The following is a 23,492-nucleotide window of genomic DNA, read 5'->3' as shown; positions in this document are numbered from 1 at the left end:
TCCTACATTCTAAATATGCCAAATTGGGTGTCTTCGATAGGCTTGTTAAGCGCCGCTGAAAGCGATAGACCAAGCACTAATCGCGTGTCCGCTGGGTCAATAACGCCATCATCCCAAAGCCTTGCAGACGCATAGTATGGATGTCCTTGTTTTTCGTACGTATCGATAACAGGTTGTTTAAATGCCTTTTCTTCTTCTGCAGACCATGATTCGCCTGAGCGCTCTTTTTGGTCGCGCTTAACCTGAGCGAGAACGCCAGCAGCTTGTTCACCACCCATTACAGAGATTCGAGCGTTTGGCCACATGAAAAGGAAGCGTGGGTCATAGGCTCTGCCGCACATGCCGTAGTTACCTGCACCGAAACTTCCGCCGATAAGCACTGTGAGCTTTGGCACATTCGCACATGCAACGGCGGTTACCATTTTTGCGCCGTGTTTTGCGATACCGCCATGCTCGTATTGCTTACCGACCATAAAGCCTGTGATGTTTTGCAAAAACACGAGAGGGATTTTTCGCATGGCGCATAGTTCGACAAAATGAGCACCTTTAAGCGCGCTTTCACCGAAAAGTATGCCGTTGTTAGCCACAATGCCTACAGGGAAACCGAAAATGCGTGCAAAACCACAAACCAAGGTTGTGCCGTAAAGCGGTTTGAACTCATCAAAGTCTGAGTCATCCACAACACGCGCAATGATTTCTCTTACATCGTAAGTCTGACGACTATCAGCAGGCACAATGCCGTATATTTCTTTGGTGTCGTAGCGTGGAGGTTTTACCTCGGCCACGTCCAGGCATTCTGGCTTCTTTCGGTTTAGTCTGGAGACAGCATTACGCGCTAATGAGAGCGCGTGGTGGTCGTTGTTGGCGAGATGGTCGGCAACGCCCGAAATTCGAGTATGAACGTCACCACCGCCAAGCTCTTCTGCGGTAACCACTTCACCTGTTGCAGCTTTAACAAGCGGTGGGCCGCCCAGAAAAATAGTCGCTTGTTCTTTAACGATAATGCTTTCATCAGCCATGGCGGGAACATAAGCACCACCAGCTGTACAGGAACCCATTACTACCGCAATTTGAGGAATATTCTTAGCAGACATATTCGCTTGATTAAAAAAGATGCGACCAAAGTGCTCTCTATCTGGGAATACATCATCTTGGCGAGGTAAGTTAGCGCCACCTGAATCCACTAAGTAAATACAAGGTAGGTTATTTTGCTCTGCGATCGTCTGAGCGCGAAGGTGCTTTTTCACAGTAAGAGGGTAGTACGTCCCGCCTTTTACAGTGGCATCATTAGCTACAATCATACACTCGATGCCAGCAACAATACCTATACCGGCAACTACCCCAGCACAAGGTACATAGTCTTCATAGACTTCCCATGCAGCCATTTGGCCTATTTCCAGAAAGGGCGTGTCTAGGTCAATCAGTGCGTTGATTCGGTCGCGAGGTAGAAGTTTCCCTCGAGACACGTGGCGCTCCGCCGCTTTTTCACCGCCACCTTGGCAAATTTGTTCGATTTTTTCGAGGAGATCATTTACCTGAGCCTGCATGTGTTCAGCATTTGCGATAAATGTTTCGGATTTAGTATTTATACTTGAGCGAAGAACGGGCATAACCCCTCCTTGTGTTGGGCCTATGCGACCGGCTGTCGCGTTAGCCACTAGTTAGCAAGATGATTAGCAAGACACCCATGCTAAGCGCTTTCGCTGCGCTGGGTGTCTTTGCAATTCATTAGCCTATTAATAAAGTTCAGCTTTTCTAAATCTACTTTAAATAGAGTAGGGTGGGTGTCTTCCTAATTTCTATGACACAGGGAATGCCTAAGCTTTCCCTGTTTCAAACGAAGTTTGTTTCCACCCAGAACTCCGTATTACTTCGATTCGTTAAATAGCTCGCGGCCTATAAGCATTCGGCGAATTTCAGACGTTCCCGCGCCAATTTCATAAAGCTTGGCATCACGTAATAGGCGACCTGTCGGATATTCGTTGATGTAGCCATTACCACCAAGTAGTTGAATAGCATCTAATGCCATTTTGGTTGCTAGTTCCGCTGAATAAAGGATAGCGCCAGCAGCATCTTTTCGCGTTGTTTCACCGCGATCGCATGACTGTGCAACGGTGTAGACATACGCGCGTGCGGCATTCATTTGCGTGTACATGTCAGCTACTTTGCCTTGTACTAGCTGGAATTGACCAATTGATTGGCCAAACTGCTGACGGTCGTGAATGTAAGGTACTACGATATCCATGCACGATTGCATAATGCCTAGCGGGCCACCTGATAAAACAAGGCGCTCGTAATCTAGGCCGCTCATAAGTACGCGAACACCTTCGCCTTCTTTGCCAAGAATGTTCTCAGCTGGTACTTCGCAATCTTCGAAAACTAATTCACAGGTATTAGAAGAGCGCATACCTAGTTTGTCGAGTTTCTGTGCGCGGCTAAAGCCAGGGAAATCGCGCTCTACGATAAACGCTGTGATCCCTCTTGGCCCTGCGTTAGGGTCGGTCTTAGCGTAGATAACAAATGTATGTGCATCAGGACCGTTTGTGATCCACATCTTGTTGCCGTTAAGGATGTATTTGTCGCCGCGTTTTTCAGCTTTCAACTTCATACTAACAACGTCCGAACCTGCATTGGGCTCGCTCATTGCCAGTGCACCAATGTGTTCACCGCTTACTAACTTAGGCAGGTACTTTTCACGCTGGGCATCGTTACCGTTTTTAAAAATCTGGTTAACACAAAGATTCGAATGTGCGCCATAGCTCAAACCGATACCACCTGACGCGCGGCTAACTTCTTCCATTGCGATAGTATGCGCAAGGTAGCCCATATCAGAGCCACCATATTGCTCTGAAACTGTAACGCCCAATAGGCCCATACCGCCAAGTTTTGTCCACAATTGGTTTGGGAATTGGTTGTCTGCGTCTGCTTGTTCAGCAAGAGGAGCAATCTCATTTTGTGCAAATTGATAGACCTGATCACGTAACATCTCGATGTCTTCGCCAAGTCCAAAATTTAAAGTAGGGTAGGAGGTGTTCATGCGATATTTCCTCGTTTGAGTTCTGCGAGTTCTTCACGGCAACGTGCTTCAACATCATCCAGTTCAGTCATTAACATCTGGATGTCTTCTAGCTGCTGTTTAAGCACCGCTCTTTTCTGTTCAGTCATTTCAAGCATGGCTTCTAACTGAATAGCCGAATTGGGGTTGGTGTCGTACATGTCGAACAGTGTTTTGACTTCAGCAAGGGAAAATCCTAGTCGTTTCCCTCGCAAGATCAGCTTTAAGCGCACTCTATCTTTGTTCAGATAAACGCGATTTTGTCCCGTTCTTGACGGTGACATTAGGCCTTGTTCTTCGTAAAAACGAATTGAACGAGGAGTAATGTCAAACTCTCGAGCGAGTTCGCCTATTGCATATGTTGTTTCGTCGTCGTACTTGCTCATTACACGTACCTTGTATTTCAGCGCTGTTTAACACCCTTGTTTTGACGTGGGTGTCTTTGTAATTAAATTCTCTGTAGTAGGTTGGGTGTCATTGCAATAGCACTATCGTTTTAAGGTAGATGGTTTTATATACCGCTATATTAAAACGTAGTGTTTGGTTGACACATACTTAGTACAGGTTTACGTTAACGTTAATTACATTTTACGTTAAGGTAAAGTAACATTTTGCTAACGTCAATTTTTCATGGTGAAGGCAAGACGTTGTAGCTGTTAGGGGTGTTTACTTTTGTATACATCTACGTAGCTTTCTTCACTTAACTCTATAATTTATATGAATTTTAAGGGCACGGTTATGAGTAACGAATCAGTAGTTATTGTCGCGGCTAAGCGCACACCAATGGGTGGTTTCAACGGTAATTTGTCTTCGCTTGCTGCGACCAAACTTGGAGAAGTTGCGATTAAAGCAGCCTGTGAAGAGATGGATGTCTCTGTCATAGACGAAGTCATTATGGGGTGTGTGTTACCTGCAGGGCTTGGTCAATCACCCGCGCGTCAGGCGTCGCTGGGTGCTGGGCTTCCGCTAAGTGCGGGTGTCACAACTATCAACAAAGTATGCGGGTCGGGCTTAAAAGCGGTAATGATGGCGCACGATTTAATTAAAGCGGGCAGCGCGACAGCAGTCGTGGCGGGCGGAATGGAAAGCATGAGTAATGCGCCATATATGTTGCCTAAGGCTAGAACGGGATATCGTATGGGTCATGGTCAAGTACTTGATCATATGATGTTAGACGGTCTGGAAAATGCCTATGACGGCAAAGCAATGGGCTGCTTCGCACAGGATACTGCTGATGAAGAAAATATTTCTCGCGGTGAAATGGATGAGTTTGCTCTAAGCTCGCTTTCCAAGGCACATGAAGCAATAAACAGCGGAACTTTCGTCGATGAAATAGTACCCGTGACAGTCTCTTCTCGTAAGGGCGATACTGTTGTTGATACCGATGAAGGCCCAGGTTCCGCTCGCCCAGAAAAAATTCCAACACTAAGACCAGCTTTCAAAAAAGACGGTACAGTCACGGCTGCTAACTCAAGCTCAATCTCTGACGGTGCAGCGGCACTGGTTGTAATGAGCGAAAGCAAAGCAAATGAACTTGGTCTAGCACCGCTTGCGCGCGTGGTTGCTCACGCTACAAATTCTATTGAACCTGAAAACTTCACCGTTGCGCCTGTTGGCGCTATGGAAAAAGTGCTGGATAAAGCAGGTTGGACGAAAGAAGAAGTCGATCTTTTCGAAATTAACGAAGCATTTGCCATGGTAACCATGTTGGCTGTCAAGAAGCTTGGACTAGATGAAAGTAAAGTAAACGTAAAAGGCGGCGCTTGTGCGTTGGGTCACCCAATTGGAGCCTCTGGTGCACGCATTTTGGTAACACTACTTCACGCGCTTAAGCAACGCGGTGGTCGCAAAGGTATCGCATCTTTATGTATTGGTGGTGGTGAGGGTGTAGCGCTTGCCGTTGAAATGCTCTAAGCCACTGCTCTAAGCCACTATAGATAGCTAATATGTAAAATATTTAATCACGGAGCCTAATCACATTGATTTCGCTCTGTGGTTCAATATAAAGAAAGATACAAAAGCATGAAGACAGTGACTTACGTTATCAATTCTATAACCCTTGCGGTTGCGCTATCCACTTTAACGCTTGTTGCGAAAGTCCAAGCTGACTCATCGTTTTCAGTAAACTCGACTTACGCAGACACCCACGGTAACAATGGCACTCACTACGAGGAATCACGTTCTTTATCGAGTAATGAAGACACCCACGATGACTTAACTCTGTCTCCGCTTCACGAGACCCAATCAATCGTTGATGTTTCTGACGACGCTGTTTCGGAAGACACCCACACTAACGAAGAAAAAAAGACTTCGGATGACACCCATGCCAACAGTGCCCATGCCAACAGTGAATCGTCAGCTATCTACCCCAAGAAAATAAGCCAGGTGCCTTATTCAGCGTTGGGTGTCTTGCTAACAAGCGAAGCTGATGAACAATTCAGCTACGGCGATGACCCATTACAAACGATTTATACTTGGCACGGACGTTTGTCTGCGAACGCAATGTATGCTGATAAAGCGTTAATATTTATTCACGGTGGGTGTTGGCTTAATGCCTACGGTTACGAACATGCGAAAGGGATGTATCATGCTTTAGCAGAGCTTGGGATGGGTGTCTACGTAACAGAGTATCGGCGTGTAGGTGATGAAGGCGGTGGCTGGCCCGGTAGTTTAGACGACGTGACACAAGCAATAAGTACAGCCTTAAAACGAATAGAGAACGAAGGGCGCTACACTAACATTTACATTGCGGGGCATTCTGCTGGTGGGCACTTAGCTTTGCTTGCTGCGCAACGCCTTTCTTCGTCATCCTTGAACTTATCGCGCGCAAACATAAAACGGATTATCGGGTTAGCGGCAATTACGGACATCCAGTCCTATGCCATGGGACATAACAGCTGCCAGTCGGCTACAGCGAAATTCATGAATGGAACGCCTGAAGATGTTCCAACCGCATATCAAAGGGCGACACCACGCCCAACCCATGGCAGTTTGCCAATTACACTACTCCAAGGCGATGCTGATAGTATAGTGCCAGCGCGCCACGCTGTATTATCTGGAACCAACCAAAAAATAATTAAAAATGGTGGCCATTTCGATTGGCTTCACCCTGAATCAACATCCTTTGATGCTTTACTTGAGGTTATTAGTGAACATGATGAATAAGGTTTTTTCAGCTGAACAACTTGATATTAAAGATCCACTCCGTGACAAGGCGCAGGCGTTTTCGCTTCCCGCTAATACGGTCTATTTAGACGGGAATTCGCTAGGACCTCTTCCTAAGGCTGCGAAACAGCGAGCTGACGAAGTTGTCAATGAACAGTGGGGAAAGGGGCTCATTACAAGCTGGAACAAGCATCAGTGGATCCATCTACCTCAAATAGTGGGTGATAAGATTGGCGGCCTGATTGGCGCTAAAAGTGGCCAAGTTATTTGTTGTGACTCCATTTCTATCAATCTGTTTAAAGTATTAAGCGCGGCGTTAAAAATGCACCCAAGTCGCAAGGTAATAGCGACTACCCGCGATAATTTTCCTACCGACATATACATGGTGCAAGGCCTGCTTGACTTACTCGGCAGCGATTACAGTATTCGCTATGTTGACGAAGCATGCATTGGGTCGCAGCTAACTGATGATATTGCCGTACTGATGCTGACACAGGTAAATTTCAGAAGTGGCAATAAACTCGATATGCAAATCATTACCGAGCAAGCCCACCAAAAGGGCATTTTAACTTTGTGGGATTTAGCGCACAGTGCTGGAGCATTTCCTGTCAGCCTAGACGCATGTAATGTGGACTTTGCAGTCGGCTGTACCTACAAATATCTAAATGGCGGCCCTGGTGCGCCAGCGTTTATCTATGTCGCTAAACGACATCAAGCACAGTATCAACAACCTTTGTCTGGTTGGATGGGACACAGCTCGCCTTTCTCATTTTCTCCTGATTACGCTGGCGACAATTCCGTGAAGCAAAACTTGTGCGGTACGCCAGGAATTGTTGGAATGAGCATTTTAGATGCGGCATTAGACGTATTTGAAGATGTATCACTTAAAGCTATTGATGAAAAATCCAAAAAGCTACAGGCATTTTTCATCGCTGAAGCCAAGCGCGCAGGCCTTCTGGACAAGTTTTCTATTGTAAGCCCCAGCATTGATAACCGAGGTAGTCAGCTTGCTTTCGCGCACGACCACGCTTACGCCATTTGCCAAGCGTGGATCGCTGAGGGGGTGATTGCAGATTTCCGTGCACCAAATATTCTGCGAATAGGTTTTGCGCCACTGTATTTAAGCTTCGTCGATATTGAAAAAGCGGTGGCAAGCCTTACCAAAATTATGAATGAAAAGCGCTATGAAATCGATGAGTTTCAGCAAAGACAGAGCGTTACCTAGCTGAAAAGCGAGATTATCAGCTAAATAATTGCAATTTTTGAATTTACGCTTAATACTTCGCGGTTGTCATCGATATCTTCACATGTTTTGGGTGTGCAGTTGAAAAAAATAAAAAAATATCTGCTTTGTACCATGTTGTTTGTAGGAGCGAATTGTTATAGCGCGCTCCTACAAGCAGAAGCTGGTCAAAAGGCGGCATCTGAACAATCTAATAATGTAACGTACTGTATAGATCCTAACTGGGCGCCTTACGAAGCAATCAGAAACGGTATCCATGTGGGGGTTTCTGCTCAGTATATGCAACTGATTGCTGAACTATCTGAATTAACGTTTACCCTAGTGCCCACTGAGAGCTGGCAACAGAGCCTAGAGTACGTTCAGCAGGGGAAATGCCAAGTTATCCCCATGCTAAATACTTCAGACTATCGAAAGCAGTTCCTCGACTTTAGCGTGCCGTATTTTGAAGCGCCCAATGTGCTTGTGGCTAAGTCTGGTATGCCAATGATCCAAGGCTATGCTGGAGTGGGAAATCGAGTAGTAGGGATTGTTCAGGGTTATCGCCAAGTTGAATATATTTCACGTCATTATCCAAGGTTACGTTTAAAGCTTATTCCGTCTGAAGAAGAGGGGCTAAAGCAACTGGCGAATGATGAGTTTGATGTAATGGTGGGCTCATTAATGAGCGTGAATATGCACATCAATAATTTGAAGCTAAAAGACCTCAATATTGTTGGTTACGCCGAGCCCTTCGACTCATTAGCTTTTGGTGTGAACAAAACCTATGGCCACCTGGTGGACAAGCTTAACTTTGCCATTGAGCGTATTCCAGAAACGCGAAAGGTAGAAATTTATAAGCAGTGGAATAATGTCCAAGTTCGCTATAGTCGTAACTATGTCGTTATGGTTTTGAGCACCGCAATTGTCATTTTAGTTTTCTTGCTTTTTACTTTTAGAAATAGAAACGTTAGCGGCTACAAGCGTATTATTAACCAGAAAAACGAGGAAATAGGTGCGTTACAAGCAACCTTGTTAGAAAAGAACAAGACCCTTGCTTTCTTGTCTGCTCACGACACGGTAACGGGGCTATATAACCGCAATCATATGATCCAGCGAGCGGAAGAAGAAATCTCACGTTTCCATCGATTTCACACTACGGCTTCGTTAATTGTTATCGAACTAACCCCTGTAAGCGATGACAGAGATTCAATTGAGCCCTCGGCTAAAGAAGAGGCGCTAAAAGCCGTGGCAACGAATTGTCTAAATACCGTTCGAGAAGTCGATGTTGTTTCGCGTTTTAGCGGTGAACAGTTTATTATCTTGTGCCCTCAAACCGAGTTAAACGCAGCTAAAAATCTTGCAGACAGATTGTTAGACTGCATTTCTACCCATCACTCGCTTGTCGAGAGCTTTAAAACGGCCATGGGTTTATCTGAGCTCAGGGAGTCTGAGGAATTCACAGAGTGGTTTGAACGCACCATGAAGGCACTGTACCAGTCAAAGCGCCAAGGGTATGGCAACGTAACTGTGGCACAGTAACTTCAGTGAACTAGTTAGGTCAAATTAAAGGGTCGTAGTGCCATTGGTGCGAATCGTAACGAATTTGCGCCCTGTCGTATTCTCGCTCAGAACGCCAGTTACGGTTATTAAGCTTCGCCGAGACCCCGGGATAAAGACGTTTGTTTGCGATAAGTTTTATATCTGATTGGTAGTCTTCTTTTGCTGCTTTGACGTCGTTGGCTTTGTTTTCAAGCCACTCCAGCAATGCGCTCTCATTGTTAAAAAGCTCTAACGCTTCAGCTACTTTACGTTGAAGCTCTTTAGGTACTTTCTTACCTTGAATAAGGTTAATCTTTTCTTTGTGTTTAAGATTGTTTTCGCGAATTTGCTTCAACAATTCATCTAAAGAGTCTTTGCGCTCTAACAATTGGTTAAAGCCTGGGCTAAAATCAACTTTCAACGTACTGCCAGATACAGCGCCTAAAGTGCCAGCTTCAACGCGATCTTGGCTGATAATGTCACAAGCAAATAGATTTCCCATGGGCTTATCAATTTGTCCAACTATGACTGCGCCGCCGCAACGCAGGCGACTATACGCCAACTGACGACCAACGGTAATATTACCGCTACATTGAATATCAATGCCTTGACCGTGTTGAACGTGGATACTGCCGGCTGCGACTAATTGGCATTGGAATTCACCTTGGGTATCGTTAACTTTACCCATCGCGCCTTCGGTAATGATGATATCGCCGCCAGACTCGATATACGCCGACTCCACAAAGCCGTTAATGGTTACATCTCCAGCGGCCTTGATTTGCATTTTCTCTGTAACATCGCCGTTTACCAATACTGCACCTTCGTAATTCACGTGCCCAGAGCCAACGTTCACGCCGCTACAAATGAAGGTATCGTCAATGTTCATTATCTGGTCTCGGTATTTCGGCATACCAGAAATTGCAGACATTAATAAATTGGCGTCGCTGTCGGACACCACGGTGCCGCTGCCCATTTTAAAGTTAACCCATTCGCCCGCAACGGCTGGAATTTTATTCCCTTTGATATCGAAGCCAGAACGGCCCTGAGTTGGCTCGGTTCTTCTCAGCACAGGCGTGTTCACTTTAACGCAAATTACTTCGCCTAAATTACGCATGTCCACGCGCTCGCCATCACCCGTCTGGGGTTTTAACACCCTTTCAAGTGCGTTTGGTACCAGGGGAATAAACTTTGAGTTTTTGCCATTTCTAGCTGGTAGGCCCTTCGCGACAATTTGTTCTAATACTGTGCCTGGAGGAGACTGCCTTGCTTGGGTAAGCATAGATTCAATGGTTTTGGTGCTTAAGCCACGAATGATTCTGTTTTTTACTGCTAGAGATTTAACGGTACTTAATGAGGGAAGTTTACCGCCATAGGGTGTGGTCAGCACAAGGTTCGCCTGCATCCCATCCTCGGAAATGCGAAATTCAATTTCAGCATTTTTGCGCTCGCCAACACGTTCCTGAACAACAGTGCTATCACCCGTCTTAAAATAATGATTAGCCGTATCACAGGCCGACTTTAACGCTTTTTCAGAAACATACAGCCGCTTAGTTTCTCCGCTCTCTAATTGCTTTCTTATTTCCCTACTATCAACTTCTGACGTGAAATCAGAAGGATTTAACTGTAAGTTAATGTAGGTTCTTGATTTGTCGAAGCTTATTGTTACGCCATTCATAACTTCTTTATTCCCTTGCGCACGTGTATTCTTTTTATCGGCGGCATCTATCGATTACTTGACGTTGACTTGTTCTCGGCCTGACTATTTTTTTCATCTACTAATTTAAGGCGTTCTAAAACGCTCGTCAAAGGTTTTCGGCATATTGGTAAAGTGCGCGTAAAATGGCCTGCTTCTCAGGATTGTCGCTGTGTTCATGCGCCAGTGATTCCAACCGCATCATATAGTTTTCTAATGTGATTGAGCCGTGAAAAGCTGAATCAGTCAGGCGAGCTTGGCGATGATGCTGCCACCTGGTCATTTCATCTGCGGTCAGCGTATTAGGATAATTTCTAGCGCGGTATCGAAATAGCTGCTTTCTGAGCCCTTCGTGCTGTGTTTTTTCACTCAGAGTGGCTAAATCATCGGGCTGTGCTTCAATTACACGCTCACACCACCTTCTGTCTTCGTCATTAAGAAACCCACCACTATATAGCGCGTGATCTATATCCAGTTCACCACTTTGAATGTCGTCATCATAGACATCTACGATTTTAGTGGCGAGTTCGGGCATACTGGCAAGTACTTTGTAATTGTCTAAGCAGCGCTCGCGATCCAGTCCTAGTCGTGCGGCATTGTCTTCTGTCATTGCTTTGGCTGTGGTAATAAACGGCGAGCGGTTGACGTGAATGAGCTTAAGCCCTGGTCTTTCTAACGCATCGTCAAATGTATCTGCCGGGGCATAAAGCGCCTGTCTAATCTCTTCTGGTGTGTCATTCACTAAACTGTCAATGTCATGCGATAAATCAATAGCGATAAATGCATTGTTGTTGGTTGGGTGCTTTGCCACAGGCATAACCCAAGTGCAACAGCCTTGAGAGGCTGGGAGTTTAGACGAGATATGAAGCAATACCGATGGTTTAGTGAGATCAATTTGCTGCATAACCGTGTGTTTACTGCGTAACGACAGCGCATAATCGAAAAGGCGAGGCTGCTTTTCTTTTATCAGTTTAGCAAGGGCTATTGTGGCGTAGACGTCACTCAAAGCATCGTGAGCGTTTTCGTGGCCAATATTATTAGCTGCAGTTAACGCCTCAAGTTTAAAGCTTGGTGCACCATCTTCTCGGCGTGGCCAATTAATACCATCGGGTCTCAGCGCATAGCACGCTCGCGCTAAATCGATTATATCCCAACGGCTATTGCCATTTCGCCATTCACGTGAATATGGGTCGTAAAAGTTTCTATAAAACAGGTAGCGGGAAACTTCATCGTCGAATCGGATACTGTTAAAGCCCACACTACAGGTATTTGGCGTCGACATTTCCTGATAAATTCGCGCGGCGAAGTCAGCTTCGTTAGAACCGTCGCGAATGGTTTGCTGCGGTGTTATGCCGGTCACCAAACACGCTTCTGGATGTGGTAAATAATCATTCGCAATGGCGCTCATGATATTTATGGGTTTACCAATCACATTTAAATCCATATCAGTTCTTACTGCAGCGAATTGGCAGGGGAGATCTTTTTGTGGGCTGGTGCCAAAGGTTTCAAAATCGTGCCACAAAAATGTAGGTGCGTGCATAACCACTATTGCGATGTTAGAGAAATATTGATGGCAGTGTACACCGCGAGAAATTGAATACCAAATGCTGGCGTTAATATGAACAGTGATTTACTTGTTCGCCATCGGCAAGACCTAAAAAAACGCGTTAATCATTGTCTTTTTTTGAGTATTTTGCGTTTTGATGTATCGCGCGAAACTTGCGCATTAACAAAATGATGACTAGCTTTAAGTTATCAAAATTTATACGGATATTGCCTGTTTGTCGTTCCTTAAATCCAGTTCATCCATCAGTGAAGCTAAGAGTACTTTAGGCTTAGCGTTAGTACTTGCAACAGTGCTTGTTGTACTTGTTGTTGGTTTGTTCGAAAGTAATATCAAAGCGACGGCTGAATCTCAAACTTTCACGGCATTAGAAGAGAGTGCCGCCAGTGCTGAAAATGCTGCAAACTCTCAGGTGAGAAAGTATATCAATGCGCTTAACTTTCTACATCAGACACCACCTATAAGCGGCATCGTCCGCGCGACTGAAAATGAAAATCTAGACCCCAAAGACGGTACGACGTTGGAACAGTGGAAGCATCGACTAGAAACGATTTTCGTTGCTTTTATCGAAAATAACGAAGAAGTCGATCAATTAAGGATCATTCAAGCCAATGAGGATGGAAATGAGTTTATTCGAGTGGAAAGAAACGGGGAAAGTGTTTTAGTAGTTAAGGGCAACGATTTACAACCTAAAGCAGCGAGAAGTTACTTCATAGAGAGTGTTAAGCGCAATAAGGGCGAGTTTTATATTTCAGATATCAATTTGAATCGTGAATATGGGAAGCTCGAGTTTCCTTATAAAAGCGTTATTCGCCTTTCTCTTCCAATCTTCAGCAGCTCTGGTGAGCGTTATGGTTTTATAATCATGAACGTAAACGCCCAGTTTCTACTGTCGCAAATGGAACAAACGCTTGTCGGCAATCAATTGCTATTTGTTACCGACAGTGAAGGCTTTTTTGTAAGTCATCCAGACAGTGATAAGTCCTTCTCCAGAGATTTAAATCCTACGGTGAATTGGGCGAGCGAATTCGAAAGCCCTTCGAAAATAGGTAGGGCTAAAATTAAACAGACCGCACAGACAAACTCATCTTTGTATACGGTCACTCGTGCTTTTACGATAAATGGAAATCAGCAAACCGCCCCGTTTTTTCTTCATACGGCATTGTCTCAGTCAGAAGTGGCAGCCCTTATCAATGAGAAGAGGATTAGCGTTTACAGTGTAATTGGGGTAGTTACGCTAATTTTTGTAAGCGTTTTACTATTCGTACACCGAAGTAACAGTAAAAACATTGAGCTGGCTAAGGTGCGCGGTGAGTCCGTTGCTATTATCGCTATATCTAAAGATGCGATTTTTAGCGTAGATTCTGCTGGCGTGGTGAAAAGTTGGAATATGGCAGCGGAGTCACTTTTTGGGATCCCAAGCCAGCTTATTTTAAATCATCACTATTCGTCATTTGAGCAGCTTTCTCTATTAGGGCTTGAATCGGTTCTCACCAAAGGCGGAAAGCAAAGTACCTTTACAACCCCTTACACCGATGACGAAAAAGAAGAGCACACGCTACTTATAACCGCATCTACCATTTGGGGTGAACAATCACAGTTTTCAGGTGTTGCTGTTGTAATTAGAGATGTGACTGACGAACGAAAGGCAAAAGACGCGATAGAAAGGGTAAACCTGAAGCTTGAAGAAAAAGTGGTAAGCAGGACGAAAGAACTTGTTGAAGCGACGCAAGAGGCGCGAAAAGCGAGCAAAGTGAAAAGCTCTTTTATTTCCAATATTAGCCATGAAATGAGAACACCGTTAAACGGGGTAGTTGGCTCCTTGGCGCTACTTAAGCGTCAGCCCCTTAATGAAAAAGCTGAACAGCTTGTTTCCATGATGGAAATAAGCTGCAACAATCTCAGTGTGCTGATTAACGACGTTCTCGACTTGTCTAAAATTGAAGCGGGCAAGCTTGATATTAATAATCAATATTTTGATCCGCTTGCACTTATCGAGTCTATCGCCAAGGTCTTTGCCGTTAAGGCAGCTTCTAAAGGACTACAGCTTCTTGTTGATACAACAGGTCTTCCCCCGGTGGAAATAAACTCAGATCCACACAGAATCAACCAAATTCTTAGTAATTTATTGAACAATGCTATTAAATTCACTGAAGAAGGGCATATAAAGCTACAAGCATCGTTAAGTGATGTAGATGCGGGGACACAACAGCTTCATTTCAGCGTATGTGACACGGGCGTAGGGATAGCACAAGAAAATCAGCCCAAACTGTTTACCGCGTTTACGCAGGCTGATGCATCTGTTGCTACCCAATACGGAGGTACCGGACTTGGCTTGTCTATCTGCAAGCAATTGAGCCAGCTTATGGGAGGAGACATTACGTTCAATTCTGAAGTTGACATAGGCAGCACCTTCTCATTTTTCGTTACGCTTCCTGAAACAACGTACGACAGCGCGTTCGAGCATAAAATGGCGGTGGAAAACGAAAGTATGCTGCTTAATGGGATCACAATTGGTGTTTCTGCAAGTTATCCACCTTTAGAGGAAAACATCTGTTGTTTAGCCTTACACGTCGGTGCAGAGCCGCAAGTATTAGGTAAGCATTCTGAGTTAGGAACAGTACCTTGGACGCAATTAAATGCCATTATTGTGGACGAGGCCAGTTCACTCATTCGTGAGCTAGATGATATATGGCAGGCACAAGCTGCAACTAAAGACGCTGGTACGTTACCTGTGGTTTATATTCTTCAAAAACTAGAAGGGACACCTTTCCACTTTAATCACCTTGTGCCGCTTTACTTGCCAAAGCCATTATTCAGGTCGAGTTTTGCAATTGTCCAACAAGGGTTAGACGCTGCGCTGTCGGGATATACATTAAACCAGTCAGATATCTCATCAGGTAAAGGGAAAGCTGAGGACATCTCAAACGATGAAGGGGCAGCAGACGATACTGAGCAGCAATTGTCTATTGAGAATGCCAACTTATTGATAGTTGATGACAATATGATCAATCGCGAGGTGGCGAAGGGAGTGCTGGAAAGTTTACCTGTTAAATTGTTTACCTGCAGCGATGGTGAGGAAGTTGTGGCGTTCTTGACGAAATGTGAAAGCAAAGGCCGCAGAATTCACAGCATATTGATGGATTGTCAGATGCCTAATATGAATGGTTATGACGCTACCCGAGCCATACGAGAAGGTAAGGCAGGAGCGATGCACAAAGATGTACCTATAATTGCCATGACAGCCAATGCCATGCTCGGCGAAAAAGAGAAATGTTTAGAGGCAGGTATGGACGACTTTGCGACAAAGCCTGTCATGGCCGATGTACTTATTCCTAAAGTGAAACAATGGTTAGTGCATCAAATAACGGCATTAGCAAGTGCAGAGCTTAACGATACTGATACGAGGTCAAGTACCGGAATCACTGCCAGCGAACCCCCACTGGTTGACAGTTTGTTGAGTGCCATCTCAAAAGAAATGGACTGCGACACGCTATCGGATTCAAGAACAGAGGCTCAGTCAAGTACAGAGTCTGGAGTAGAAATAGATCCCGCGTTACAGAATGCGAAAATAGCTAATGATATTGCCGCTCGCGAGGGCTCGGAGAAGGAGGCTGAAATTGATAACGTCAATCAAACTCAAGCTGATGAAAACAATTCAGAGGGGCTTGATGGATGTTGGGAAAAAGACGATGCCATTGCTCGGATAATGGGCGATAAAGCGCTATTTTCCCGTGTCTGCGACCTGTATTCCAGAAGCGCGCCTGACAAGCTTAAATTACTGCAGCAGGCTGTTGATAGTCGAGACTTCGAAAAGGTTCAGGTGCTTTCATTGAAGCTCAAAGGTATGTCTGCAGATATTGGTGCCGTACAGTTACAACGAGACTTTGAGAGCTTATGGGAATTGTCAAAGGCGAAAAAGTGGGAAGACGCTGAAGCGCTACTCCCTTCCATCACCGATGATCTTAATACTTTCTTAGAGATCCTTGAGGTAGCCTAGCCTAGCCTACCTAAGCTAATTGTGTCATCTTACGTCTAAGGTCGCGTAAAAATCGCATCAACAGAGTGCGTTGAATTGATTCTAGAAATCTGTACTCAAACCATCTCACAGATTATGCGCGCACGTAAAACGTAGCTATTAGGAGTAAAGCTTTTGAACCCATCTCGTATTTTTCGCCAGCCCAATAAAGTTCGACATGCACTGTATGCAATAGGCGCGCTTGCTGCATCGTTTGCCATTACGAGTGTTCCCGCATTAGCGGATGATTCCAAACAATTAGGAAAAACACCCGTAGCTATCGCTATTCATGGCGGTGCAGGAACCATTTTAAAATCATCGATGACGCCAGAAAAAGAAGCGGACTACAAAAGAGTATTAACCCAAGCGGTGCAGCATGGCTACGCCTTGTTGCAGAAAGGCGAAAAAGGTGAAGTGGCGGTAGTAGAAACCATCAAAATTCTTGAAAGCTCGCCGTTGTTTAATGCTGGCATCGGTGCGGTATATACCTTCGACGGTGAGCACGAGCTTGATGCTTCGATAATGCACGGCGGCAGTAAAAATGCAGGTGCTGTTGCGGGGGTGAAAACAATAAGAAGCCCAATAGAGGCTGCGTTATTGGTAATGAATGAATCTCCACACGTTATGCTTTCAGGGAGAGGCGCTGAAGATTACGCAAAAGAAAATGGCCTTGAACAGGTAGACAACACCGTTTTTGATACCGAGTTTCGCAAGCAGGCTTTAGATAAAGCGAAAGCACGTATGCAGCAGGTCTCGAGTGGTTACGGTTCGCAGCAAGGCAATGAGCGCTTTGGCACTGTTGGAGCCGTAGTATTGGATCAAGGAGGCAACATTGTCGCGGGAACATCCACTGGCGGAATGACGGCTAAACGGTATGGACGTATTGGAGACTCGCCTGTTATTGGAGCGGGTACCTATGCCGACAATGAAAGCTGCGCGGTATCGGCCACAGGACATGGTGAATATTTTATTCGATACAACGTGGCAGCAGATATTTGTGCGCGAATGAAGTACCAGGGGTTAACGTTAAACGACGCTGCGAACACTGTAGTTAACGACGTACTTGTAAAAGCCGGTGGCGATGGCGGTGTGATTGCTATTGACGCTAAAGGTAACGTCGCTATGCCGTTCAATTCTGCGGGTATGTACCGCGCTAGTGTTGACATAAATGGTAAAGTTAAAGTGGCAATTTACAAGGACTGATCACTGAAAAACTATTTGTTATTTTAATGTTAAATGTGCTGGCTTGTATGCAACGAAACGTCTAATCTTAAAGTGTGGGGGAAAATTGCTTTCACATGTGGTTAAAAATAATTGAAGTGCCGTAACGCCAATTAAGTCGCAGTATCGGTCACATTAGGCGCCACGGCTGGAGAATTGAAAATGGAATCGTTGCAAGTCAGTGATTATATGAATACTCACCCAGTGAAGCTTAATGTCGATATGCCCGTTGCGCAGGCTGTCGAAGTGTTATTAGCCAGTGGGCAGAGTGGTGGTCCGGTACTCGATAGCAAAGGTAGAGTGGTGGGCTTTTTGTCTGAGCAAGACTGTATCGCTCAAATGATTGCGTCAAGCTACTATCGCGAACAAATTTGTAGAGTAGGGGAAATCATGAAAACCCCTGTGATTTCTATCAAACCTTATATGTCGGTAATAGAGTTAGCGCAGTTGCTGTTAAAGGAAAAGCCGAGAGTTTACCCCATTGTTGATGATGACGGGGTACTGTTAGGCTCAATTAATCGAACGGCAGTGCTACGGGCTATCGATGTTCAATTAAACGATGGATACCGACGCGCGGGCTAGACGTTGGTTGGGATAACGCACTTTTATTTAGCTTGGTAGGATTTAGTGCTGCAGGTAGCGTAATGAATGAAAGTGCGGCGCTGGGTTAGAAAGGCCAGAAGCTAGTGCGGCGCCATGCATTTATCATATACCAGAAAGGAGGCGTTAACTTGCTTAACGCCTCCTTCTTATTTATTTACTTTACGTATTATTTATTACATGTGTGAGTGGCGTTCACGCTTGGCGCTCGATAATTTTCTGATCGCATCTTTAAGTGAGGCACCAGCAACTAGCTTAAAGTTTTGGGTCTCGCTAGGCATGACGTTTCTTCCATCTTGTACTACCCAAAGCCCTTCGGTGAACCTTCCTCCCAAGTTAGCGTTGGTTACATCAAGCCCATCTGTTTCCGACACGCCGTCAATTTGCGTGGCTTTATCTGCCGCAATATGAACAAGCCCCATAAGTTCCAAGACTTCAGGGTTCTCAGTGTGTACGTGATAGATAGCATAGCTGTTATTACCCTGACTCGATGCGATTAGGTAAGTTTGTGCATCTACATTAAACAGTGCCAAACCTTCTACATCTGCTTCTACCGGGGCTTCTATCTCAGCGATGAACTGAGGCTGATTGCTGTTTGTTGTTATATCCAGGGCCCAGATACCAGCACCTTCCTCACCTAGGTATGCCGTGCTCGTTTTTGTATCCACTACACATCCTTCTGGCTGTGAGGGCAGTGAAAAGGATTGTGTTAAGTGTCCATCAACAGTTTTGTCTGGAGCGATAGACACGCTATATCGTTCGAAGCGGCCGCTGGTGTCGTTAGCAAATACATGAGCTATTCCGCCTGACACAAACAGACACATGCCGTATATATCATTGAGTGTAGTGCTTATGTGGCCAAGTTGAGTCATATGACCGCGTTTATCTATTTCAAATACAGACAAACTGTTATTCGACCGGTTTGATGCCACTGTGATATCGATAAGTGGCGTATCGCTTTGCTGAGCTTTGGTTTCTGCCACAGATACCTTGTATCCCACATCAACGTTATTCACTCTGCCAACAGGAAGGCTTTGCACTAGCTTGCCGGCTAAGTCATAGCTATTTAATGCGCCTTTTTTGTCGGTGCCGATTATGCGGCTTTGTGAAGCGCTGTGCGAGTTGACCCAAATGGCTGGGTCGTCAGCAGCGTCGCCATGATTTTCCACTGGGTCAGTTTCAACATCGGGTTTAACCTTGATAGTGAGGTTTGCATGTTGGGATGCGCTGTTATTTGTATATGCCTTCTCCATGTGATTTTCTTTTGGCGAGGTAGCTTTAAAATCGGTGCCGCATTGTCGATGAAGTAAAGCTGCGCTTAGTTTTGAGGGAAGTTCGGCAGAAAACACGTCGCCTGATTCATCATCATCAACAACAAGAGAAATATGCGTGCCTTCTTCACTTAACGACAGGTGAACGAATTCAGGCTGAATAAAAGTAGACTGGTTGGTTGCTTTTAATTGGCGATCTGCTGAGTTACTTTCGTTCGCCGTATTTATTAGCGAGAAAAATTGCGTAAGACATGGAGCTTTAAGCCATATCCCGCTGGCATCCGGGCTCACCCAGGCAGCGATATCCACGCCATCTACCGTCGTTGAAGATAGGGTGGCTACACCTTCAATGGCAACATCTTGATCGTGAAAAATAAGGGTTTTTGCTAGCTCACTTTCAATATCGGTATCTAATTGCCACACACCGGCAAATTCGTCAGCAAGATATAGCGTTTCGGTGTTGGCATTTATCGCGCAACTTTTAATGCCTGGACCTATCGCAAAGTCTCTAAGCGATAAAAAACGCCCGTTATGAAATTCATACTGATTCAGTGTGCCTGTCGCATCGATATTAACAATTTGCAGTTCGCCAGCGCTTGATGTTGTAGCACAAATGGCTTCAGAACCTTTGGTCAACTGGGTTTGCGGTTGGTCAACCTCAAGAGACGCGGCGTTAATGCGATACACCTCTATGTACTGGGTGTTGTTATTGAACACTACTAAAGACACCCATTGTTTTGAATTAGACTCCACAACTTCGGCACGTGCTAAGCTGTAATGTCCCGCAATGAAGTGTTTTTTTCCTTCAGGGTTGCTTAGTGAAATACCCTTATGTTCGTTAACATTAATGTTGATAGCGTGGGTGTCATCGTAAACTTTATGTTTGTTGTTGGCGCGGGCGTCCTTGCTAGTGTTGTTAGCATGGGTGTCTTTGTAAGCGTCTTTGTAAGCGCTTTTGGTGTTGGAATGGTCGGCGTGCGTTTGGTAGTGCAGAGTTAGGCCTAAACCATTTTTTAGCTTTGTTAGCGGTAATGCGATGTCTTGGCTTTCTGCTTTTACTAGCTGGCTTTCGCTGTGCGCTAACTTGATATTTGCATGGGTATCTGCGCTGGTATTGGTACCGTGAGACGCTGCGCAACCGAACAACGTCAAAAGTGCGCTTGAAAGTGCCGCTGTGGTAATTGTGGTTTTAAAAACTGTTTTGGTGTGACGCTGATTGGTCATTGTTGTTATTGTCCTGAAACTTACTGAGATCAAACCATGCATGGCGCATCGACTAAAACATGGCTTACAGATTATTAAGAGCAGGTTTGAAGGCCAAACTACCTACGGCCTTCAAACCCGATAATTAACTTTCGATATACCTGCCTAGTTAAGCTGCCAAGTAAAGCCAAGTTCGAACGTGCGGCCGTATTCTTCATACTGCGCGTTTTGGTTGCGCGTATCGAAATAGTTGTAGAAAGGTTCGTCACCTAAGTTGATGCCGTTGAAATACACCTGCATGCTGTCGTTGATGTAGTAGCGCGCCATGAAATCAACCTGTACGTGGTCGTCTTCAAATCTGAGCATGTCACCATCAATCTCTTCGAAATTGTCGCTTTTATAGGTGGTGGCTAGACGTACACTGAAGTCATTCGCTTCGTACCCAAAGGTGATATTGCCAATACGGTCTGATTGATTTGGCAACTGGGTTTCAAATTTTTCGCCATCTAAGAAGGTAGTCGCTTCAGAATCGGTAAAAGTAGCATTGGCGGAAATAATGAAGCCATTGTTAAAGGCTTTCACCCAAGAAAGTTCTAAGCCGGTTAAATCGGCAGAGTCGCCGTTAATTGGCTGTATGACTTCTTCAAAACCTTCCCAACCGGTTGTATCTGCAACATCAGCGTACACAACGAAGTTATCGATATTCTTGTAGAACAGCCCTGCTGAAATTACACCGATGTCACCAGGATAGTATTCAATCGACAAATCAACGTTTTGTGCTTCGTATGGCTGAAGGTCAGGGTTGCCAACTTCCGCCTCTCGTTCAGTCACAAATACGCCATCATCTTCTTCTGTTTTGCTCTCGATGATTTGAAATGCCGCTACATCTTCAAACTTTGGTCTTGAAATAGTTTGGGTGTAGGCAGCGCGAAGCTGAAGTTTATCTGAAACAGTGTATCTGGCATTTACACTGGGTAACCAGTGATCGTAGTCGCGCTCCGCTTCCCATGGCGTATTTACCACTTCTTCCACGTCGGTTTCTTCGTTTTCTACAAGCTCTACTCGCATACCCGATGTAGAAAAGTCAGTACGTTCATAGCGTACACCTGCTACCAAATGAAGTTTATTTATATCTACGCTACCCATGATATAAGCGGCAAAAATATCCTCTTCATTCACATAGGTCGCGCCACGAGACTCTACTTCAGAATTTAGGATGTCTAATTCCAAGCTCTCGCGGTTTTCGTTAAAGTAGCTACGCATTTCACTTCGATTAAGCCCTGGCCCAAAGTCATCAAGAGAGTAGTCTGGACTGGCAGCTCCGAATTGCGAAGCGTCTAGGTCGTCGAAGTCTCCATCAAAAATAGCGATGCTGCTGTCGCGGTCTTTTTCTCGGCTTCGGTATTTCGAGCCAATTTTTAACTCACCGATATAGCCACCAAGGTTGATGGGGCGGGCGGCGTCGAATTTAATACTGGTTTCGGTATCTTTGGTGTAGTTATCTTCAAAGCTGATCTCATCGACTTCATAGGTTGATAAGTCCATGGCATCAGCGTTTTGTGACACGGTTGGACGCATAGTATTTAAATCTGCGTCGATACTGTCATTTTCAGTTTTGAATACGTAATACAGTGCATCTGGCTCGTCTTCATCAGACTTTGCATAACCAAGCTGCCAGTTTGCTTTCCAGGTATCTAGTTGGTGTTCACCACCTAACGCCACAGTAAAGATACTCTGACTTTCAAAGCGGTCTTTACTTTCTCTTTCTATTTCTGAGTCTTCGCCATCGAACGTGAATATATTACCTTGACGGTATTCGTCGTCAGAAAACTCACTGTAAAGTGTGCGAAGAAAGTATTGGTTGTTGAAGTCAGGACGAAAATCGATATTTAACGCACTACCCAAACGTTCGCGAGTGATCGTGTAGTGACGTTGCTCAAGCTCATCGTCACCGTTACTTTCAACATTGTCTGAACCAAAATCTCGGTCAAAGTAGGAAATAGCGCCAGCCACCCCCCATTCAGGGGAAAGCTTCTTGGTAAACGTACCAGAAAGCTTTGGACTGGTTTCATCGCGTAAATCATTTTGACTGGCTTGCACGGTAACGCTCGCGGTATCTCGAGCCTTATCAAACGCACTCACACTTTTCACCGCGACTGAACCACCAATGGCGTCTCCGTCCATATCGGGCGTTACCGATTTAGACACCTCTAACGTTTGGATGAGTTCAGAGGGAATAACGTCAAGGGCTACTGAACGTACGCCTGATTCAGGCGAGGGAATATTCAAGCCGTTAATGGTTACGTTATTCAAGTTGGGGTCGATACCGCGTATGCCGACGAAACGACCTTCACCCTGATCTCGCTCAATCGACAAGCCAGGTAAACGCTGTAACGACTCAGCAGCATTTTGGTCTGGAAATTGTCCAATGGCATCTGCGGATACAATAGATGAAATACGATCTGACGTTCGCTGCTGGTTTATGGCACTTGCCTGACCGCTTCGTTGACCACGCACCAAGATCTCATCGATAGTATCGCCGCTGCCAAACTCCACGGCTGCGCGCGCAATGCCGTTGTCTGTCACTTTTATCGCTTGCGTAACCGTTTCCTCACCAAGATAAGAAATTTCTAGCGTGTAAGTACCCTCTGGAATAGAGGGAAACCGAAATGTACCGTCTGTGCCTGCTTCAGTAACCAGTCCTAATTCTTTAAGCTTAATTTGAGCACCGGTATAGCTGCGCGTCTGTGCGGCGTCTTTTACTGAACCGATAATTACGCCATCAGCAGCTGAAGCAGGTGTAGCGACGCTAAGGCCCATTGCCGCTATGCAGGCAAGTGTTAGAGAAGAGTACGCGGTTTTAATTTTCATTTATTTTCCAATTAATTAAGCAGTAAAAAGGTGTTTTGAATAAGTGCTAAGTAAGTGAATGAGTACCCTA

The 23,492-nt window shown here is 45.2% G+C and carries 14 protein-coding genes; 7 read left to right on the top strand and 7 right to left on the bottom strand.

The window, feature by feature from the left end; all coding sequences use genetic code 11:
• Positions 1-2 precede the first annotated feature (2 nt).
• From MHM87_RS10285 to MHM87_RS10275, 3 genes are all read right to left on the bottom strand, one after another.
• The gene (locus tag MHM87_RS10285; RefSeq protein ID WP_239258925.1) at positions 3-1,610 is read right to left on the bottom strand and encodes a carboxyl transferase domain-containing protein; all 1,608 of its coding nucleotides are present in this window, start codon (positions 1,608-1,610) and stop codon (positions 3-5) included.
• Positions 1,611-1,867: 257 nt separating this feature from the next.
• Positions 1,868-3,037 carry an isovaleryl-CoA dehydrogenase gene (locus MHM87_RS10280; protein WP_239258923.1) on the bottom strand — a complete coding sequence of 390 codons (1,170 nt, stop codon included), beginning with the start codon at positions 3,035-3,037 and terminating at the stop codon, positions 1,868-1,870.
• Complete coding sequence (locus tag MHM87_RS10275; protein WP_014949161.1) at positions 3,034-3,441, bottom strand: MerR family DNA-binding transcriptional regulator; 408 nt, start codon at positions 3,439-3,441, stop codon at positions 3,034-3,036. The genes MHM87_RS10280 and MHM87_RS10275 overlap by 4 nt, the downstream gene beginning before the upstream one ends.
• Positions 3,442-3,793: 352 nt before the next feature.
• Between MHM87_RS10275 and MHM87_RS10270 the strand changes: the two genes are divergently transcribed.
• The 4 genes from MHM87_RS10270 to MHM87_RS10255 all read left to right on the top strand — a co-directional run bounded on the left by MHM87_RS10270 (position 3,794) and on the right by MHM87_RS10255 (position 8,981).
• Positions 3,794-4,969, top strand: a complete 1,176-nt coding sequence (locus tag MHM87_RS10270; RefSeq protein WP_014949162.1) for an acetyl-CoA C-acyltransferase — start codon at positions 3,794-3,796, stop codon at positions 4,967-4,969.
• Positions 4,970-5,077: 108 nt separating this feature from the next.
• A complete protein-coding gene (locus MHM87_RS10265) occupies positions 5,078-6,220 on the top strand; it encodes an alpha/beta hydrolase (protein ID WP_239258921.1) in 1,143 nt (380 codons plus the stop codon).
• Positions 6,210-7,445 carry a kynureninase gene (kynU, locus tag MHM87_RS10260; RefSeq protein ID WP_239258919.1) on the top strand — a complete coding sequence of 412 codons (1,236 nt, stop codon included), beginning with the start codon at positions 6,210-6,212 and terminating at the stop codon, positions 7,443-7,445. Before MHM87_RS10265 ends, kynU begins: the two co-directional genes overlap by 11 nt.
• Before the next feature lie 132 nt (positions 7,446-7,577).
• Positions 7,578-8,981 (top strand): transporter substrate-binding domain-containing protein, encoded by a 1,404-nt coding sequence (locus MHM87_RS10255; RefSeq protein ID WP_343213322.1) that lies wholly within the window; start codon positions 7,578-7,580, stop codon positions 8,979-8,981.
• 19 nt (positions 8,982-9,000) lie between these two features.
• On the opposite strand, the gene MHM87_RS10250 is transcribed toward MHM87_RS10255, so the two are convergent.
• Positions 9,001-10,656, bottom strand: a complete 1,656-nt coding sequence (locus MHM87_RS10250; RefSeq protein WP_239258914.1) for a FapA family protein — start codon at positions 10,654-10,656, stop codon at positions 9,001-9,003.
• A gap of 127 nt (positions 10,657-10,783) precedes the next feature.
• On the bottom strand, positions 10,784-12,214 hold the full coding sequence (gene sbcB, locus MHM87_RS10245) for an exodeoxyribonuclease I (protein ID WP_061485649.1): 1,431 nt from the start codon (positions 12,212-12,214) through the stop codon (positions 10,784-10,786).
• Between the two features lie 241 nt (positions 12,215-12,455).
• Here sbcB and MHM87_RS10240 point away from each other — a divergent pair, with 241 nt between their 5' ends.
• The 3 genes from MHM87_RS10240 to MHM87_RS10230 all read left to right on the top strand — a co-directional run bounded on the left by MHM87_RS10240 (position 12,456) and on the right by MHM87_RS10230 (position 18,059).
• A complete protein-coding gene (locus MHM87_RS10240; protein ID WP_239258912.1) occupies positions 12,456-16,238 on the top strand; it encodes an ATP-binding protein in 3,783 nt (1,260 codons plus the stop codon).
• A 153-nt stretch (positions 16,239-16,391) separates the two neighbouring features.
• Positions 16,392-17,459, top strand: a complete 1,068-nt coding sequence (locus MHM87_RS10235) for an isoaspartyl peptidase/L-asparaginase (RefSeq protein ID WP_239258910.1) — start codon at positions 16,392-16,394, stop codon at positions 17,457-17,459.
• 180 nt (positions 17,460-17,639) lie between these two features.
• Positions 17,640-18,059 (top strand): CBS domain-containing protein, encoded by a 420-nt coding sequence (locus MHM87_RS10230; protein ID WP_239258908.1) that lies wholly within the window; start codon positions 17,640-17,642, stop codon positions 18,057-18,059.
• A 194-nt stretch (positions 18,060-18,253) separates the two neighbouring features.
• Here the strand turns inward: MHM87_RS10230 and MHM87_RS10225 are convergent, their stop codons facing one another.
• On the bottom strand, positions 18,254-20,572 hold the full coding sequence (locus tag MHM87_RS10225) for a phytase (protein ID WP_239258906.1): 2,319 nt from the start codon (positions 20,570-20,572) through the stop codon (positions 18,254-18,256).
• Positions 20,573-20,716: 144 nt separating this feature from the next.
• The gene (locus MHM87_RS10220) at positions 20,717-23,422 is read right to left on the bottom strand and encodes a TonB-dependent receptor (protein WP_239258904.1); all 2,706 of its coding nucleotides are present in this window, start codon (positions 23,420-23,422) and stop codon (positions 20,717-20,719) included.
• Between the last annotated feature and the right edge of the window lie 70 nt (positions 23,423-23,492).

Source organism: Alteromonas sp. Cnat3-28, from assembly GCF_022348265.1.
Taxonomy (GTDB): Bacteria; Pseudomonadota; Gammaproteobacteria; order Enterobacterales; family Alteromonadaceae; genus Alteromonas; species Alteromonas macleodii.
This window is presented reverse-complemented; position numbering and strand designations above follow the sequence as displayed.

Excerpts from the sequence above, each read along its gene's own strand:
- MHM87_RS10285 (WP_239258925.1), bottom strand. The coding sequence starts at position 1,610 with ATGCCCGTTCTTCGCTCAAGTATAAATACTAAATCCGAAACATTTATC.
- MHM87_RS10280 (WP_239258923.1), bottom strand. The coding sequence starts at position 3,037 with ATGAACACCTCCTACCCTACTTTAAATTTTGGACTTGGCGAAGACATC.
- MHM87_RS10275 (WP_014949161.1), bottom strand. The coding sequence starts at position 3,441 with ATGAGCAAGTACGACGACGAAACAACATATGCAATAGGCGAACTCGCT.
- MHM87_RS10270 (WP_014949162.1), top strand. The coding sequence starts at position 3,794 with ATGAGTAACGAATCAGTAGTTATTGTCGCGGCTAAGCGCACACCAATG.
- MHM87_RS10265 (WP_239258921.1), top strand. The coding sequence starts at position 5,078 with ATGAAGACAGTGACTTACGTTATCAATTCTATAACCCTTGCGGTTGCG.
- kynU (WP_239258919.1), top strand. The coding sequence starts at position 6,210 with ATGATGAATAAGGTTTTTTCAGCTGAACAACTTGATATTAAAGATCCA.
- MHM87_RS10255 (WP_343213322.1), top strand. The coding sequence starts at position 7,578 with ATGTTGTTTGTAGGAGCGAATTGTTATAGCGCGCTCCTACAAGCAGAA.
- MHM87_RS10250 (WP_239258914.1), bottom strand. The coding sequence starts at position 10,656 with ATGAATGGCGTAACAATAAGCTTCGACAAATCAAGAACCTACATTAAC.
- sbcB (WP_061485649.1), bottom strand. The coding sequence starts at position 12,214 with ATGCACGCACCTACATTTTTGTGGCACGATTTTGAAACCTTTGGCACC.
- MHM87_RS10230 (WP_239258908.1), top strand. The coding sequence starts at position 17,640 with ATGGAATCGTTGCAAGTCAGTGATTATATGAATACTCACCCAGTGAAG.
- MHM87_RS10225 (WP_239258906.1), bottom strand. The coding sequence starts at position 20,572 with ATGACCAATCAGCGTCACACCAAAACAGTTTTTAAAACCACAATTACC.
- MHM87_RS10220 (WP_239258904.1), bottom strand. The coding sequence starts at position 23,422 with ATGAAAATTAAAACCGCGTACTCTTCTCTAACACTTGCCTGCATAGCG.